Annotated in this window: 15 protein-coding genes; 9 read left to right on the forward strand and 6 right to left on the reverse strand. The window is 65.6% G+C overall.

Annotation, left to right across the window (positions count from 1 at the left end; all coding sequences use genetic code 11):
- Positions 1-13 precede the first annotated feature (13 nt).
- Positions 14-508, reverse strand: a complete 495-nt coding sequence (locus AC3A4Z_RS06600; RefSeq protein WP_498710847.1) for a nucleoside deaminase — start codon at positions 506-508, stop codon at positions 14-16.
- A 409-nt stretch (positions 509-917) separates the two neighbouring features.
- Here AC3A4Z_RS06600 and AC3A4Z_RS06605 point away from each other — a divergent pair, with 409 nt between their 5' ends.
- Entirely contained in the window at positions 918-2,276 is a 1,359-nt protein-coding gene (locus tag AC3A4Z_RS06605; protein ID WP_498710848.1) for an 8-oxoguanine deaminase, read from the forward strand.
- 176 nt (positions 2,277-2,452) lie between these two features.
- On the opposite strand, the gene AC3A4Z_RS06610 is transcribed toward AC3A4Z_RS06605, so the two are convergent.
- A complete protein-coding gene (locus tag AC3A4Z_RS06610) occupies positions 2,453-2,638 on the reverse strand; it encodes a hypothetical protein (protein ID WP_050053784.1) in 186 nt (61 codons plus the stop codon).
- Positions 2,639-2,989: 351 nt separating this feature from the next.
- Here AC3A4Z_RS06610 and pucL point away from each other — a divergent pair, with 351 nt between their 5' ends.
- Both pucL and AC3A4Z_RS06620 read left to right on the forward strand, forming a co-directional pair.
- Complete coding sequence (pucL, locus tag AC3A4Z_RS06615; RefSeq protein ID WP_493972043.1) at positions 2,990-3,898, forward strand: factor-independent urate hydroxylase; 909 nt, start codon at positions 2,990-2,992, stop codon at positions 3,896-3,898.
- Positions 3,899-4,074: 176 nt separating this feature from the next.
- Positions 4,075-5,580, forward strand: a complete 1,506-nt coding sequence (locus tag AC3A4Z_RS06620) for a solute carrier family 23 protein (protein ID WP_493972042.1) — start codon at positions 4,075-4,077, stop codon at positions 5,578-5,580.
- Positions 5,581-5,651: 71 nt separating this feature from the next.
- Here the strand turns inward: AC3A4Z_RS06620 and AC3A4Z_RS06625 are convergent, their stop codons facing one another.
- Complete coding sequence (locus tag AC3A4Z_RS06625) at positions 5,652-6,407, reverse strand: IclR family transcriptional regulator (protein ID WP_498710849.1); 756 nt, start codon at positions 6,405-6,407, stop codon at positions 5,652-5,654.
- 234 nt (positions 6,408-6,641) lie between these two features.
- Here AC3A4Z_RS06625 and AC3A4Z_RS06630 point away from each other — a divergent pair, with 234 nt between their 5' ends.
- From AC3A4Z_RS06630 to AC3A4Z_RS06650, 5 genes are read left to right on the forward strand one after another with little or no spacing between them, the layout of a single operon-like run.
- Positions 6,642-8,081 (forward strand): NAD-dependent malic enzyme, encoded by a 1,440-nt coding sequence (locus tag AC3A4Z_RS06630; protein WP_498710850.1) that lies wholly within the window; start codon positions 6,642-6,644, stop codon positions 8,079-8,081.
- A gap of 37 nt (positions 8,082-8,118) precedes the next feature.
- Positions 8,119-9,717, forward strand: a complete 1,599-nt coding sequence (aceB, locus tag AC3A4Z_RS06635) for a malate synthase A (RefSeq protein ID WP_498710851.1) — start codon at positions 8,119-8,121, stop codon at positions 9,715-9,717.
- Between the two features lie 3 nt (positions 9,718-9,720).
- A complete protein-coding gene (locus AC3A4Z_RS06640) occupies positions 9,721-10,998 on the forward strand; it encodes a DUF6986 family protein (RefSeq protein ID WP_498710852.1) in 1,278 nt (425 codons plus the stop codon).
- A 14-nt stretch (positions 10,999-11,012) separates the two neighbouring features.
- Positions 11,013-11,825: a bifunctional allantoicase/(S)-ureidoglycine aminohydrolase gene (locus AC3A4Z_RS06645; protein ID WP_455835432.1), complete on the forward strand. Its 813-nt coding sequence runs from the start codon at positions 11,013-11,015 to the stop codon at positions 11,823-11,825.
- 30 nt (positions 11,826-11,855) lie between these two features.
- Positions 11,856-13,010 carry a serine hydrolase domain-containing protein gene (locus tag AC3A4Z_RS06650; protein WP_498710853.1) on the forward strand — a complete coding sequence of 385 codons (1,155 nt, stop codon included), beginning with the start codon at positions 11,856-11,858 and terminating at the stop codon, positions 13,008-13,010.
- Here AC3A4Z_RS06650 and AC3A4Z_RS06655 read toward each other — a convergent pair.
- Positions 13,007-14,182, reverse strand: coding sequence for a zinc-dependent alcohol dehydrogenase (locus AC3A4Z_RS06655; protein WP_498710854.1), 1,176 nt, complete (start codon positions 14,180-14,182; stop codon positions 13,007-13,009). The two genes, AC3A4Z_RS06650 and AC3A4Z_RS06655, sit on opposite strands and share 4 nt — an antisense overlap.
- A gap of 163 nt (positions 14,183-14,345) precedes the next feature.
- Between AC3A4Z_RS06655 and AC3A4Z_RS06660 the strand changes: the two genes are divergently transcribed.
- Entirely contained in the window at positions 14,346-14,594 is a 249-nt protein-coding gene (locus AC3A4Z_RS06660; RefSeq protein WP_050053774.1) for a hypothetical protein, read from the forward strand.
- 13 nt (positions 14,595-14,607) lie between these two features.
- Here AC3A4Z_RS06660 and AC3A4Z_RS06665 read toward each other — a convergent pair whose 3' ends face one another.
- Both AC3A4Z_RS06665 and AC3A4Z_RS06670 read right to left on the reverse strand, forming a co-directional pair.
- Positions 14,608-15,321 (reverse strand): HAD family hydrolase, encoded by a 714-nt coding sequence (locus AC3A4Z_RS06665; RefSeq protein WP_498710855.1) that lies wholly within the window; start codon positions 15,319-15,321, stop codon positions 14,608-14,610.
- Positions 15,321-15,611, reverse strand: coding sequence for a hypothetical protein (locus tag AC3A4Z_RS06670; protein WP_493972035.1), 291 nt, complete (start codon positions 15,609-15,611; stop codon positions 15,321-15,323). The genes AC3A4Z_RS06665 and AC3A4Z_RS06670 overlap by 1 nt, the downstream gene beginning before the upstream one ends.
- Positions 15,612-15,624 lie beyond the last annotated feature (13 nt).

Consider the following 15,624-nt stretch of genomic DNA (forward strand, 5'->3'; position numbering starts at 1 on the left):
TCAGCCGCCGGGCCTAGTAGTCGATCCTGGTTTCGAGTGTGTTCCAGGTGTTGAACGGTTCCAGCGGGGCGGGGGCCTCGGGATCGTCCAGCACCAGCTTCGAGACCGGCATCAGGGAATCCCTGTCCTGGTTGTCGAAGTATTCGTAGAAAACGGCATCATCGAAGCCAACGGAGGCGGCGTCATGCCGGTCGGCGGCGAAGACCACCTTTTCCACCCGGGCCCAGAGCGCGGAGGCGAGGCACATGGGGCACGGCTCGCAGCTGGTGTAGAGGACGGCTCCGCTGAGGTCAAAGGTGCCAAGTTCGCGGCAGGCCGTGCGGATTGCAGTGACTTCGGCGTGGGCGGTGGGATCGTTGTCCGCGGTGACGCGGTTGACGCCGTCGAACGCGCGGCCGTCAGCCGTAACGATCATGGCTCCGAAGGGGCCCCCGCTGTTCAGGACGTTGGCCGTGGCCAACCTGATGGATCTGGCCAAGAACTGTTCGGCCGTGACGGTGGTACTCATGATGCGACTTCCTTTTGCCGGGAAGCCCGTTGCCGCTTGCAGGACCAGTAGAACCAGGTGCGAACGGTTACCAGGCTTCAGCATGTGCTGTGAAGGTTAAGTTGCGCCTGGTAGATAGCTTCCCGGTGACCGGGTGCCCGCCTTTGGCAAGATCGAGATTAGCACCGGATTGTGGGCTGCGCCATAGTTTTCTGGAATTTTAATTTCGCAATGTGAAATCCATGTTTCGCGGGTTTCACCCCTGCCGCAGTCACAATCCGCGGCGTTGACGCCGGAGCCTGCGCCTTCTAGCCTAGGTGCCAGCCGTGCCGCTTCCGGGTTCTGAACCCGTAGGGCGCGGCCGCCTGGATCAGCAGACAGGGCCTCACTGAGCTGGAATGACACCAACAGCGCTCAGAGAAGGACAACCATGACGCCATCGGCTTCCCGTTTGTGGATCAAAAACCCGCAGGCAGCTTTTACCGCCAACCACCTCGACGCTTCCGGCGGCCTGGTGGTCAGCGGCGGTGTTATCACCGAGGTTCTTGCCGCAGGGCAGCAGCCGTCCGCACCGTGCGATGAGATTTTTGGCGCCGGAAACCACGTGCTGCTGCCGGGCCTGATCAACACACACCACCACTTCTACCAGACCCTGACACGGGCCTGGGGTCCGGTGGCGAATGCGCCGCTGTTCCCCTGGCTGCAGAACCTCTATCCGGTGTGGGCCCGCCTCACTCCGCGGGACCTGGAACTCGCCACCACAGTGGCGCTGGCGGAACTCCTGCTTTCCGGCTGCACCACGGCAGCGGACCACCATTACCTCTTCCCCGCGGGCCTTGAGGACGCGATCGATATCCAGGTGGAGGCCGTCCGCCGGCTGGGCATGCGCGCCACCCTCACCCGGGGGTCCATGACCCTGGGAACCGACGACGGCGGCCTGCCGCCGCAGTCAACCGTGCAGGCAGCCGAGGTGGTGCTGGCCGACAGCGAACGGCTGGTGCACCAATACCACGAACGGGGCGACGATGCGGTGATCCAGGTTGCCCTGGCTCCATGCTCACCATTTTCGGTCACCAAGGAAATCATGGCCGAAAGCGCGGCTCTTGCCGAACGGCTGGACGTCCGGCTGCACACCCACCTGGCGGAGACCCTGGATGAGGAGGACTTCTGCCGGGAAATGTTCGGGCTGCGGACCGTGGACTACCTGGACAGCGTGGGCTGGCTGACGGACCGCACCTGGCTGGGCCACGGCATCCACTTCAGCGATGCGGAGATTGCCAGGCTGGGAGCCGCGGGCACCGCCGTCGCGCACTGCCCCACCTCGAACATGCGGCTGGCGTCGGGAACCGCACGCGTCCTGGAACTGGAGGACGCCGGGGCTCCCGTGGGCCTGGGAGTGGACGGCTCGGCGTCGAACGATGCCTCGAACATGATCCTGGAAGCGCGGCAGGCCCTCTACCTCCAGCGGCTGCGGTACGGGGCAGACGTTCCGGTGGAGCGTGCGCTGGGCTGGGCAACCCGCGGCTCCGCGGCGGTCCTTGGCCGCTCCGGGCTGGGCCAGCTTGCTCCCGGAATGCAGGCGGACCTGGCCCTCTTCCGGCTGGATGACCTGCGCTTCTCAGGCAGCCACGATCCGGTGGCTGCGCTGCTGCTGTGCGCCGCGGACCGGGCGGACCGGGTGATGGTGGGCGGACAGTGGCGCGTGGTGGACGGGCAGATCCCGGGACTCGATATCGCCGGCCTGATCACGGAACATTCAGCGGCCGCGCGCCGGCTGGTGAACGGCTAGCCGGATCGCCCTGCAACCGTCCGCGACGCGCAAATTCAGCTGTGACGCAGAAAAGGACTGGCGAGACCCATATATCGGTCTCGCCAGTCCTTTTGCGCAGCGGAATTGAAGGTGCGTATCGCCAGCGTATGCGCGTCGCCGGCTGGGCCTGGTGAAAGCCTGCCCCTGTGCGCCGGCTACGAACGGCGGCTGAATCCCGGGAGCGCCTGGACCCAGCGGGAGAAGCGGCCGGGAACGTGCTCCCGGTCCGCCGGGAGGTAGAAGTCCGGATCCGTCCCGCCGCCGAGGGGGAGGTAGAACTCCTGGACTGAAGCTGCCGCCGTGGGTGCCGGTGAAACCGGCGTGCTGTCCTGCTGGTACATCTGATCCTCCTTCGAGGTCTGGGGTTAGTTCCACAAAATGGAAAAGAACTTTTGCTATGTGGAATAGCTTATGGCTGCCTTCGCTGGTTCGTCAATGGTCGGCACCAGGCGTGGTCACAAATTGATTTTTCGTTTTGTGATGTACACCACCGGATTCCGGAGGTACGCTGGTTGTCAATTCGTGGCGGGTGTCACGTAACCTGGGAGCAGCAGGCAGGGTCGTAATGAGCTGGCATCAATGGATGCCGGCTCTTTTTTGTTGGGTCGGCTCCACCGGAAACGCACTTGAAACGTGCGCTTAATTTCAATGATGGAACCTAGGTTCCACATACCGGAAGTTGGGAACAGACCATGAGCAGCAAGATCATCCTCGGCGAGAACCAGTACGGCAAGGCCGAGGTCCGGGTCGTCAAGATCACCCGCGACACCGACCGCCACGAAATCGAAGACCTCAACGTCACCTCGCAGCTGCGGGGCGATTTCGCGGCCGCACACCTTGAGGGCGACAACGCCCACGTGGTGGCCACTGACACCCAGAAGAACACCATTTACGCCTTTGCCCGTGAGGGCGTGGGCTCGCCCGAGGCGTTCCTGCTTCGCCTCGGCGAGCACTTCACCTCCAGCTTCGACTGGGTCACCGGCGGCCGCTGGGAAGCCGAGTCCTACAGCTGGGACCGGATCCAGGCCCACGGCACCGAGCACGACCACTCCTTCGTGCGCAACGGGCAGGAAGTCCGCACCGCAGTCCTGGTCCGCGACGGCGCCACCACGCACCTGATCTCCGGGCTCAAGGACCTGACCGTCCTGAAGTCCACCCAGTCCGGTTTCGTGGGCTACCCGAAGGACCGTTACACCACCCTGCCCGAGACCACGGACCGCATCCTGGCCACCGACGTCTCGGCCCGCTGGCGCTTCAAGACCGGCACGGACTTCAGCACCCTGGACTTCAACAAGAGCTACGACGACGTCAAAGGACTCCTGCTCGAAGGCTTCACGGAGAAGTACTCCCACGCCCTCCAGCAGACCCTGTTCGACATGGGCACCAAGGTACTGGAAGCCCACAGCGAGATCGACGAGATCAAGTTCTCGATGCCCAACAAGCACCACTTCCTCGTGGACCTCTCGCCGTTCGGCCTCGACAACCCCAACGAGGTCTTCTTCGCCGCTGACCGCCCCTACGGCCTGATCGAAGCCACCGTCCAGCGCGACGACGCCACCCCGGCTGACATCGCCTGGTCCGGCATCGCCGGCTTCTGCTAAACCCGCACCACGCACCATCCGGCCCGGAGTTTTTGTCCAGATAAGACGACTTCAGCACTCCTGAAGTCTGCATAGATGGCCAAAAACTCCGGGCACTCACCCCACGTCTTTCAACACCGTTAGCCAGACACCGTTAGCCAGACAATGTCGTCTGCCATGAACCAAGAAAGTCTGCCATGAACATCAGAAAGAAACCGGCCGCTGCTGCCGCCGGAAAAGGCACCCGTTCGGCACGGCCTGAGGACCAAAAGCTCCCCATCGCCAGCACCTTCGCCTACGGTTTCCAGCACGTCCTCACCATGTACGGCGGCATCATCGCCCCGCCCCTGATCATTGGCGCCGCCGCCGGAATGTCCTCGCAGGACATCGGCCTGCTGATCGCGGCCTGCCTCTTTGTGGGCGGCCTGGCCACCATCCTGCAGACAGTGGGCATCCGCTTCTTCGGCTCGCAGCTGCCGCTGGTCCAGGGCGTTTCCTTCGCGGGCGTCTCCACCATGGTGGCCATCGTGCACGGCGGCGGCGGGATCCAGGCAGTCTTCGGGTCCGTTATTGCCGCTTCACTGATCGGCCTGCTGATCACCCCACTTTTCTCGAAGATCATCCGGTTCTTCCCGCCCGTGGTGACCGGCACGGTGATCACCACCATCGGGCTGACCCTGATGCCGGTGGCCGCCAACTGGGCCATGGGCGGCAACAGCAAAGCTGAGAACTACGGCAGCATGGCCAACATCGGGCTGGCCGCGGCCACCATGGCCATCGTCCTCCTGCTCAGCAAGGTGGGCAGCGCCGCGATTTCCCGGCTCTCCATCCTGCTGGCCATGGTCCTGGGCACCCTGATCGCGTTTGCCTTCGGCATGGCTGATTTCTCCAAGGTGGGCCAGGGCGAGATCGTCGCGTTCCCCACCCCGTTCGCCTTCGGCCCGCCGGTGTTCGAGATTGCCGCCATCATCTCCATGCTGATCGTCATCCTGGTCACCCTGACCGAGACCTCGGCGGACATCATTGCCGTGGGCGAGATCGTGGGCACCAAGGTCGACTCCAAGCGGATCGGCGACGGGCTCCGGGCGGACATGCTCTCCTCCGCCATCTCCCCGCTGTTCAACTCCTTCACGCAAAGCGCGTTCGCCCAGAACGTGGGCCTGGTGGCCATCACTGGAGTCAAGAGCCGCTTCGTGGTCAGCGCCGGCGGCCTGATCCTGGTGATCCTCGGCCTCCTGCCGGTCCTTGGCCGCGTGGTCGCAGCGGTGCCGACCCCTGTGCTCGGAGGCGCCGGCGTCGTACTCTTCGGCACGGTGGCCGCCAGCGGCATCCGCACGCTGTCCAAGGTGGAGTACAAGAACAACATGAACCTGATCATCGTGGCGGCATCCATCGGGTTCGGCATGATCCCCATCGCCGCGCCGGCCTTCTACGACAAGTTCCCGTCCTGGTTCGGCACCATCTTCCACTCCGGCATCAGCTCCGCCGCGGTGATGGCCATCCTGCTGAACCTGCTCTTCAACCACCTCAAGGCGGGCAACTCGGAAAACCAGTCGGTGTTTGTGGCCGGAACAGGGCGCGTGGTCCGGGAAGAGGACCTGAAGTGCCTGGCCGACGGCGACCGCTTCGAAGGCGGCAAGCTCATCGACTGCGACGGCAAGGAAGTCCGCGTCGAGTCGTCCGAAAAGGCGTCAGAGCACTGACCCTCCCCGCAAGTACGACGGCGGCCCGCTTCCGGAAGGAGCGGGCCGCCGTCGCGCGTGGCTACGGGAGGTCAGGTGCGGTTCAGTTCCAGCGAGATAGCTTCGGCGGCCTCGCGGAGGACGGGCACGGCCTTGTCGGCGAAGTGCTCGTCCACTCGGGAGACGGGACCGGAGACCGAGATGGCCGTGGGGGTGGGAGCGTTGGGCACCGCCATAGCGAAGCAGCGCACGCCGAGTTCCTGCTCCTCCTCGTCGATGGAGTACCCCCGCTCGCGGATGAGCTTGAGGTCGGCCAGGAGTTCCTCAACGTCGCCAATGCTCTTGGCAGTGGGCGTCGGCATCCCGGCGCGCGTCACGATGCCGCGGACCGCCTCGTCATCCAGCTGCGCGAGGATGGCCTTCCCGACGCCGGTGGCGTGGGTATGGGCGCGGCGGCCCACCTCGGTGAACATGCGCATCGAGTGCAGCGAGGGCACCTGCGCCACGTAAATCACCATGTCCGAGTCCAGCACCGCCATGTTCGAGGTCTCCCCCAGGCGGTCCACCAGCGTTTTCAGCTGCGGACGCGCCACGGCACCCAGCTGCTTGTTCGCTCCTTCACCCAAGCGGATGAGCCGCGGGCCCAGTGCATAGCGCCGGTTGGGCAGCTGGCGGATATAGCCCAGGGACACCAGCGTCCGCAGCAGGCGGTGGATGGTGGGCAGCGGAAGGTCGGTGGACGAGGACAGTTCACTGAGCGTCACGTCGCCGCCGGCATCCGTGATGAGCTCCAGCAGTTCGAAGACGCGCTCTACCGACTGCACACCGCCCGAGGCTTTTTCTGCCATTCCGTTGTCTCCTACGGCTCCGAATCTGACAACTCTTATCCGCATCGTGAAAAGAATTGCTTAGAACACCCAACATACAGCACCCCGGTTCATGGCGCGATGCACTTCCGCCAGTCATACAAGGAGGGCTTGTATTTCCATCCTGTAGATAATAATATCCATAATACGAAAACACTGGTTTCGAGAACACAGACCGGACACGGCCGATCAGAAGGCCCAACAGGAGGACATTCAATGGCGAACCCCAGCCCCGGAAATTCGATCACCCTGCGCGTGGAAGCACCGTCAAGCTTCAGCGCCACCAGCGAGCTTGCCGCAGCCGTGGGAGCGGCGGGCGCCGCCATCACCGCACTGGACGTCAGCGAATCCCACCACGAGACCCTCGTTGTGGACGTCACCTGCAACACCACCGACGACGAACACGCCGCCCGCGTCAAGGACGCCCTCAACGCGCTCGACGGCGTCACGGTCCAGCACGTCTCAGACCGCACCTTCCTCATGCACCTGGGCGGCAAGCTGGAAGTTGTCCCCAAGGTAGCCCTCCGCAACCGCGACGATCTCTCCCGCGCCTACACTCCCGGCGTCGCCCGCGTCTGCCTGGCCATCGCCGAGGACCCCGCGGCAGCCCGCAACCTCACCGTCAAGCGCAACACCATCGCCGTCCTCACCGACGGTTCGGCCGTCCTGGGCCTGGGCAACATCGGCCCCGCCGCCGCCCTTCCGGTCATGGAAGGCAAGGCGGCGCTGTTCAAGCAGTTCGCCAACGTTGACGCCTGGCCGGTCTGCCTGGATACCCAGGACACCGAGGAGATCATCATGATCGCCAAGGCCATGGCCCCCGTCTACGGCGGCATCAACCTCGAGGACATCGCCGCCCCGCGCTGCTTCGAAATCGAGAACCGGCTCCGCGAGGAACTGGACATCCCGGTGTTCCACGACGACCAGCACGGCACCGCCATCGTCACCCTGGCAGCCCTGGTCAACGCACTGCGCGTGGTGGGCAAGAAGCTGGACGAGGTCAAGATTGTGGTGTCCGGCGTCGGCGCAGCCGGCTCAGCCATCATCCAGCTCCTGAAGGCCCAGGGGGCGCGGCACATCATCGCCGCCGGCCGCTCCGGCGCCATCCACTCCGGGGAGACCTATGGTGACGAGCACCGCAGCTGGATCGCGGCGAACACCAATGAGGAAGGCTTCGCCGGCACCCTGCACGAGGCCCTCGCCGGCGCGGATGTGTTCATCGGCGTCAGCGCCCCGCATGTGATCGGCGAGGAGCAGGTGGCCTCGATGGCAGAGAACGCCATTGTGTTCGCCATGGCCAACCCGACGCCGGAAATCGATCCGGTTATCGCGTCCCGGCATGCCGCCGTGGTGGCCACCGGCCGCAGCGACTTCCCCAACCAGATCAACAACGTGCTGGCTTTCCCGGGCTTCTTCCGCGGCCTGCTCGACGCCGGAGCCTCGGACATCACCCCGGAGATGCTGGTGGCCGCCGCGGAAGCGATCGCCAACCGGGTAGCTGACGATGAGCTCAATGCCAGCTACATTATCCCCAGCGTCTTCGATCCCCACGTGGCCGCCGATGTTGCCTCTGCCGTTGCCGCCGCCGCCCACGCTGCCAACGTGGCAACCGCGGCCGCAGCCAAGGAACTCGAAGAAGCCCTGGCCAGCGCCTGATTCACCGCCTGACTTCAGTACAAGGAAAGGACCAGAAATGGCCATCACTGTCACAGACCCCCGGCCCATCGAGCGCGCGGAGGAGATCCTCACCCCCAAGGCCCTGGCCTTCATCGAGGAGCTCCACACCCGCTTCGCCGGCACCCGCAACGAGCTCCTGGCAGCCCGCGCCGTCAAGCGGCAGCGCGTTGCCGAAACCGGCAAGCTGGACTTCCTGCCGGAGACGCAGGACGTGCGCGACGGCGACTGGAAAGTTGCGCCGGCACCGGCGGCTTTGCAGGACCGCCGGGCGGAGATGACCGGACCCGCCTCACCGGCAAAGATGGCCATTAACGCACTGAACTCAGGCGCCAAGGTGTGGCTCGCGGACCTCGAGGATGCCAGCACCCCCACCTGGGGCAACGTCATCGACGCCATCCTGAACCTCCGCGACGCCGCCCAGGGCACCCTCAGCTACACCTCGGAGGAGGGCAAGGAGTATAGGCTCCGCACGGACGCGCCGCTCGCCGTGGTGGTGGCCCGCCCGCGCGGCTGGCACATGCAGGAAAAGCACCTGCTGCTCAACGGCGAGCCTGCCGTTGGTGCGCTGGTGGACTTCGGCCTGCACTTCTTCCACATCGCCAAGCAGCTGGTGCTCAACGGGCAGGGACCGTACTACTACCTGCCCAAGATGGAAAGCCACCTTGAGGCGCGACTCTGGAACGACGTCTTTGTCTTCGCCCAGGACTACCTGGGACTGGGCCAGGGCACCATCCGCGCCACCGTGCTGATCGAGACCATCCCGGCTGCATTCGAGATGGACGAGATCCTGTACGAACTGCGGGACCACGCCTCCGGCCTTAACGCCGGCCGCTGGGACTACCTGTTCAGCATCATCAAGTACTTCCGCGACGCCGGCGAGGAGTTCGTCCTCCCGGACCGCGCCTCGGTTGCCATGACCGCCCCGTTCATGCGCGCCTACACCGAACTCCTGGTCAAGACCTGCCACAAGCGAGGCGCCTTCGCCATGGGCGGCATGGCGGCCGTAATCCCCAACCGCCGGCATCCCGAAGTGACGGAGGCTGCCTTCGCAAAGGTCCGCGCCGACAAGACCCGCGAGGCAAATGACGGCTTCGACGGCTCCTGGGTGGCACACCCGGACCTCGTGCCCACCTGCCGCGAAGTGTTTGATGCAGTGCTCGGCGACAAGCCCAACCAGCTGGACAAGCAGCGCCCCGAGGTCAACGTGACCGCGAAGCAGCTGCTGGACGTCACCTCCGCCGAGGGCCAGGTCACCGAAGCCGGGCTGCGCCTGAACCTGTACGTGGCCATCGCCTACACGGCGGTGTGGCTCTCCGGGAACGGAGCCGTGGCCATCCACAACCTGATGGAGGACGCCGCCACCGCGGAGATCTCCCGCTCGCAGGTGTGGCAGCAGATCCGCAACAAGTCGGTCCTCGCGGACACCGGCAACACGGTCACGCGCGAACTGGTGGAACGGATCCTGGGCGAGGAAACCGAGCGGCTCCGCACCGAGTTCGGCGACGAAGCCTTCCGCCGCTACTACCAGCCGGCCAGCGAACTGATCGCGGACATCTGCCTGTCCGAGGACTACACCGACTTCCTCACCACCCCGGCCTACGAACTGGTGGGCTGAGGCATGGCAGCATCACCGAAACCGTCACTGTCCGCCGGGGACCTGTCGGCCATCGACGGGCAGCTGGCCGCCACGGACCGCCTGCTGGAGCAGAACTACCCGGGCGACGACGGCTCGCGCCAGCCGGTCCACACGGTGTACGTGCCCGCGGACCGGTTCACGACGTCGTTCACTGCCGACTGGGGCGCCGAGGCCCTGGCCGCGGCCAACGCCCACGGCGGGCTGGAAAAGCTCGGTGCCCTGCTGGGCCAGGACACCGCGCTGGCGGAGGCTGTTGCCCCGTGCGTGGAAGCCAAGCTGGCCAGCGAACCGATCGAGGACCTGCGGCTCGATTTTGAGGACGGCTTCGGGGACAGGGGCGACGACGCCGAGGACGCCGCCGCGGTTGCCGCGGCATCCGCTGTGGCCGCCGCAGCCGCAGCCGGGACCGCTCCCCCATTCATCGGCATCCGCTTCAAGTGCTTCGAGGCGGCCACCCGCTCACGCGGGCTGCGGACGCTGGACCTGTTCGTTTCGGGCCTGGCCGCGGCGGGCGAACTGCCGGAGGGACTGGTCCTGACGCTGCCCAAGGTGACCACTGTGGCCCAGGTCAAGGCCATGGACTACGCCGTCTCCCGGCTGGAGGAAGTGCACTCGCTCCCGGCCGGGCGGCTCCGCTTCGAGGTGCAGGTGGAAACCCCGCAGCTGATCCTGGGGCCGGAGGGAACGTCGCCGGTGGCGCAGTTGCCGCACGCCGTCCCGGGCCGGATCAGCGGCCTGCACTACGGCACCTACGACTACTCGGCGTCGCTGCAGATCTCGGCCGAATACCAGTCCATGGAGCACCCGGTGGCCGACTTCGCCAAGGAAGTCATGCAGCTGGCCGTGGCCGGAACGGGCATCCGGCTCTCCGACGGATCCACCAACATCATCCCCGTGGGCGACAACGTGGAGAACGCGTGGCAGCTGCACGGCCGGCTGGTCCGCCGGTCGCTGGAACGCGGCTACTACCAGGGCTGGGACCTGCACCCGGCACAGCTGCCCAGCCGCTTCGCCGCCACCTACGCCTTCTACCGGCAGGGCCTGCCCTCCGCCGCGGCCCGCCTGCGGAACTACGTGGAGCAGACCGAAGGCGGCGTCATGGACGAGCCCGCCACGGCCCGCGCCCTGGCGGCGTTTGTCCTCCGGGGCGTCCAGTGTGGCGCAGTGGGTGCCGAGGAAGTCCAGGCGCTTGCCGGCGTCGGAATTCCGCAACTGACCGGACTGGCCCACCCGCGGCTCGCCACCACTTCCAACTCCTAAGTAAGGAACCAGTTATGGGCAAGTACTACTCCCCCACCGGCGGGCTGCCGCCGCAGACCCACCTGACCACCGAGCGGGCCATTGTCACCGAGGCGTACACGGTGATCCCGAAGGGCGTGATGACGGACATCGTCACGTCCAACCTGCCGGGCTTTTCGAACACCCGCTCCTGGATCATCGCCCGCCCCATCTCGGGCTTCGCCACCACCTTTTCGCAGCTGATCGTGGAGATCGGCCCGGGCGGCGGCGCCCCCAAGGCAGAATTCGAGGCCGGCGTTGAAGGCGTCATTTTTGTGACCCGCGGCAAGGTCAACCTCACCCTGGACGGCGAACTCCACCAGCTGGAGGAAGGCGGCTACGCCTACCTGGCAGCCGGTTCGGAGTGGGGCCTGGAGAACGTTTCCAGCGACGTTGTGTCCTTCCACTGGATCCGCAAAGCCTACGAACGCCTCGAAGGGTATGAGGCCAAGTCCTTCGTCACCAACGAAAAAGACGTGGAACCGACCGCGATGCCGGACACCGACGGCGCCTGGAAAACCACCCGCTTCACAGACTCCAGCGACCTGGCCCACGACATGCAGGTGAACATCGTGACGTTCCAGCCCGGCGGCGTCATCCCCTTCCCCGAAACCCACGTCATGGAGCACGGCCTGTACGTCCTCGAGGGCAAGGCCATGTACCTGCTCAACAACGACTGGGTGGAGGTGGAAGCCGGCGACTTTATGTGGCTGCGCGCGTTCTGCCCGCAGGCCTGCTACGCCGGCGGACCTGGCGAGTTCCGCTACCTGCTCTACAAGGACATGAACCGGCAGGTCCGCCTCACCTGAACCCCTCCCCAAAGGGGGAAAATGGGTCACATGGGCACAACCCAGGGCCGGCCGCGCAAACGGATCGCGGCCGCCCTGTGCACGGTCCTGCTGGCGGCGTCAACCGCCGGGTGCACCGGGGAACCGCACCCGCCGGAACCGGACAAACCGCCGGCTTTCACCCTCTTGGAGTCCTTCAGCTCCCGGATGTTGGAGGAAGGCGCGCCCGCGGTGTTGATCGCCGTCAAGGACAACGGCACCAGCTGGACGCACGCAGCCGGCGTCCGGAACCTGGAAACGGGTGAGCGTGCCGCGGTGACCGATACCGTCCGCATCGGCGGCGTCACCGAATCCCTGGTGGCTGTTTCGGTCCTCAAACTGGTGGAAGAGGGCAAACTCGACCTGGACAGCCCGGTCAGCACCTACCTCCCCGAGTTCGGCAGCGTCCTCCACCCGCCGGGGCCCACCACCGTCCGCCAGCTGTTAACGCACGAATCCGGCCTCCCCGACTTCTCCGTTCCCCTCCTGGCCTCCGGAGGGTGGGAGGAGACCATGAACCGGCCCCTCAGCCTGCAACAGCAGCTGTCCCTGGCCGCCACCGTTCCCTGGGAACGCAGGCTGGCACAGATCTTCAACTATTCACGGTCCGACTACGCGGCCCTGGGGCTGATCATCGAGCGGCTTCGCCGCCAAAGCATCGGCCAGGTCCTGGCGGCAGACGTCGCGCAACCACTGGGCTTGACGGCCACCAGCCTGGGCGGAGCGCAATCGGCCGCCATGGTCCACGGATACATCACCGCTGAGGGCAGGCAACTGGACGTGGCTGGTCCGGCATGGCAGGCGGAGCTGCCCTCCGGCGGCGCCATCTCAACCGTGGAGGAAGTGAACCGGTTCTATGCCGCACTTCTGGAGGGAAGCCTGCTTCTGCCGGACACGGTGACGGCCATGAAGGGCGGCTACTCGCAGTATTACGGCTTTGCCCTGCGACGGTGGAACAACACCTGCAACAACCGTTTCTACTACGGCCTTCCCGGTGACACCGACGGCTACGGCATGATCGCCATGACCAGCGAGGACGGCAGCAGGCAGCTGACAATGTCAGTTGCCTACCCGCCGGCCCCGCCGACCCTCCAGCTGAACCCGCTGATCTACGAGATGCAGGACGTGGCCCAGGAAGCCCTGAACAGCCTCTGCGGCGGAAACTAGGGGTTCAGGACCACCTTGATGCAGCCGTCCTCCTTCTTCTGGAACTTTTCGTACAGGGCCGGCGCCCCTTCGAGGCCCGAGCGGTGGGTGACCAGGTCCATCACACCCAGCGGATCGGCGTCGTCCTCCACGAGGGGAAGGAGGTCATCAGTCCAGCGGCGCACGTTGCACTGGCCCATCCGGAGCTGGATCTGCTTGTCGAACATGGTCAGCATCGGCAGTGGACTGGCCTGCCCGCCATAGACCCCGCTCAGCGACACCGTCCCGCCCCGCCGCACGGACTCGATGGATGCGTGCAGCGCCGCAAGCCTGTCCACGCCGGCGGTTTCCATCGCCTTTTGCGCCAGTTTGTCCGGCAGCAGGCCCAGCGCCTGGTGCGCGAACCCGGCCACAGGGGAACCATGCGCTTCCATGCCGACGGCGTCAACCACCGCGTCCGGTCCCCTCCCCGCAGTCATCTCGCGCAGCTGGTCCGCCACATCTTTCGTGTAGTCGAGCGTTTCGACGCCGTGCCGCGCCGCCATCTCACGCCGCTCGGGAACGGGGTCGATGCCGATCACCCGCAGCCCGCGCTGGACCCCGATGCGTCCGGAAAACTGGCCCACCGGCCCCAGGCCGAATACGGCCAGGGTGCCGCCGGCCGGAGTGTCCGCATACTCCACGGCCTGCCAGGCGGTGGGAAGGATGTCCGAGAGGAACAGGTACCGTTCGTCCGGCAGTTCGGTGCCTACCTTGATGGGGCCGTAGTCCGCGTGCGGGACGCGCAGGTATTCGGCCTGCCCGCCCGGGACGGAACCGTACAGCTCCGAATAGCCAAAAAGGGCTGCGCCGGAACCCTTGTCCTTGACCTGGGTGGTCTCGCACTGCGACTGCAGGCCCTGCGAACAGAAATAGCAGTGGCCGCAGGAGATGTTGAAGGGGACCACCACCCGGTCGCCCTTGCGCAGGTTGGTGACGCCGCTGCCCACTTCCTCCACAATGCCCATGGGTTCGTGCCCGATCACGTCGCCCTTGTGCATGTACGGGCCGAGCACCTCGTACAGGTGCAGGTCCGAGCCGCAGATCGCCGTGGAGGTGATCCGGACAATGGCGTCGGTGGGCTCCTGGATAACTGGATCAGGTACTTCTGCCACGCTTACCGAGCGTTTTCCTTGCCACGTCAGTGCTTTCACAGTCTCCCTTTCTATGGATCCGGGGCACGGCGCCCTCTCTTCGACGCTAGCGGCTGGCGGACAAAAAAGTAAGCAGGCTGATGAAAGTCTTGTCGTCCCCGCCTGCTGCTCCTAGCGTAGGAAGGGCCAGACCACCAGAGATGACGATTGAAAGAGGAACACCATGTCGCTCTACCAGCCGGAACCTGTTGAGATTTCCACGAGGATGCGTCCCGGAGAATGGACGGAGGCCAGCCTGGAGGAGCTCGTCAACAGCTACCGGCAGCGGATCGTGGAGATGGGTGCCAACCTGGCCGACGTGGTGACGGACATTGAACGGGGCGACGACGGCGGCGTACGGGTGGCGGTCTCCTGGGACAAGCCGGCCAATGCGGGTGACGAGGACGCCGTCACCGGCGGGCAGACGCTCTAGCGCACCCCCGGGATCAGGAGGCGGCCTCCAGCAGCCGGCCCACGGCGCTGGTGGTCAAGTTTTCCAGCAGGTCGCGCGGGCCGGCATAGACTTCCACGGCGCCGGCTTCACGCAGCTCGGCGGCATTGACCCCGCCGCTTGTGACCCCGATGGCCGGGATGCCGAGCGCGGCGGCCGCCTTCATGTCCCAGACGGCATCGCCAACAAAAACTGCATCCGCAGCGTCCACGCCCAGAGCCTCAAGCGCCGCTACAAGGATGTCCGGGGAAGGTTTGCTTTCCTCGGCGTCGTTGGCGCTGGTGGCGGCATCGATGAATGCGTCAGCGTCCAGGGTGGACTTCATGACCTGCAGGTCCTGGTTGCGTGCGGAGGACGCCAGCGCGACAGCGAGACCCGCCGCATGGCACTGGGCCAGCAGTTCCTTGGCGCCATCAAACCTGCGCAGTGCGGGCCAGTGGGAGGCGTAGAGCGCGGCATGGCTGGCCATGATTTCAGAATCAAGGGATTTGTCCCGGTCATCGGGCAGGAGGTTGTCCACCAACCGGTCACCGCCCATGCCCACAAAGTGGTGGATTGAGGCCATCGGGATGTCGTAGCCCTGCTGGCGGAAGGCGCCCCACCAGGAGATGGTGTGGATGTACGAGGAGTCGATCAGGGTTCCGTCAACATCAAAGAGAATCCCCCGGCGGCGGCCGCCGTCAGGGGATTCGTGTTCCTGCGGCACCATCAGCTGACCGCAGCCCGCTTGGCATCCGCGGCTTTCCTGGCCCGGGAGGCCTCCTCCTTGGGACTGTTCACCGGACGAACGCGTTCCCTGATGACCGTCCCGGCGCCGTCGTGGCTCTTATCCCGGATGAGGCCCGTGCCGGCAATTTCCCGCGCCATTGCCACTCCGGCAACGGCCGCCCTCTTCGTGGGGAAGGTGACCGAGATGGCCATCAGGTTCCCGGTTCCGTCCATCATCCGGACCCTATAGCCGCCGTCGGGCGCGTCCACGAGTTCAAAATACCCGGCCATTGCTATCACTCCT

Source organism: Arthrobacter sp. Soil_C_49 (assembly GCF_057656635.1).

Excerpts from the sequence above, each read along its gene's own strand:
- AC3A4Z_RS06630 (WP_498710850.1), top strand. The coding sequence starts at position 6,642 with ATGGCGAACCCCAGCCCCGGAAATTCGATCACCCTGCGCGTGGAAGCA.
- AC3A4Z_RS06620 (WP_493972042.1), top strand. The coding sequence starts at position 4,075 with ATGAACATCAGAAAGAAACCGGCCGCTGCTGCCGCCGGAAAAGGCACC.
- AC3A4Z_RS06610 (WP_050053784.1), bottom strand. The coding sequence starts at position 2,638 with ATGTACCAGCAGGACAGCACGCCGGTTTCACCGGCACCCACGGCGGCA.
- AC3A4Z_RS06640 (WP_498710852.1), top strand. The coding sequence starts at position 9,721 with ATGGCAGCATCACCGAAACCGTCACTGTCCGCCGGGGACCTGTCGGCC.
- AC3A4Z_RS06670 (WP_493972035.1), bottom strand. The coding sequence starts at position 15,611 with ATGGCCGGGTATTTTGAACTCGTGGACGCGCCCGACGGCGGCTATAGG.
- AC3A4Z_RS06605 (WP_498710848.1), top strand. The coding sequence starts at position 918 with ATGACGCCATCGGCTTCCCGTTTGTGGATCAAAAACCCGCAGGCAGCT.
- AC3A4Z_RS06665 (WP_498710855.1), bottom strand. The coding sequence starts at position 15,321 with ATGGTGCCGCAGGAACACGAATCCCCTGACGGCGGCCGCCGCCGGGGG.
- AC3A4Z_RS06600 (WP_498710847.1), bottom strand. The coding sequence starts at position 508 with ATGAGTACCACCGTCACGGCCGAACAGTTCTTGGCCAGATCCATCAGG.
- AC3A4Z_RS06650 (WP_498710853.1), top strand. The coding sequence starts at position 11,856 with ATGGGCACAACCCAGGGCCGGCCGCGCAAACGGATCGCGGCCGCCCTG.
- AC3A4Z_RS06625 (WP_498710849.1), bottom strand. The coding sequence starts at position 6,407 with ATGGCAGAAAAAGCCTCGGGCGGTGTGCAGTCGGTAGAGCGCGTCTTC.
- AC3A4Z_RS06645 (WP_455835432.1), top strand. The coding sequence starts at position 11,013 with ATGGGCAAGTACTACTCCCCCACCGGCGGGCTGCCGCCGCAGACCCAC.
- aceB (WP_498710851.1), top strand. The coding sequence starts at position 8,119 with ATGGCCATCACTGTCACAGACCCCCGGCCCATCGAGCGCGCGGAGGAG.
- AC3A4Z_RS06660 (WP_050053774.1), top strand. The coding sequence starts at position 14,346 with ATGTCGCTCTACCAGCCGGAACCTGTTGAGATTTCCACGAGGATGCGT.
- pucL (WP_493972043.1), top strand. The coding sequence starts at position 2,990 with ATGAGCAGCAAGATCATCCTCGGCGAGAACCAGTACGGCAAGGCCGAG.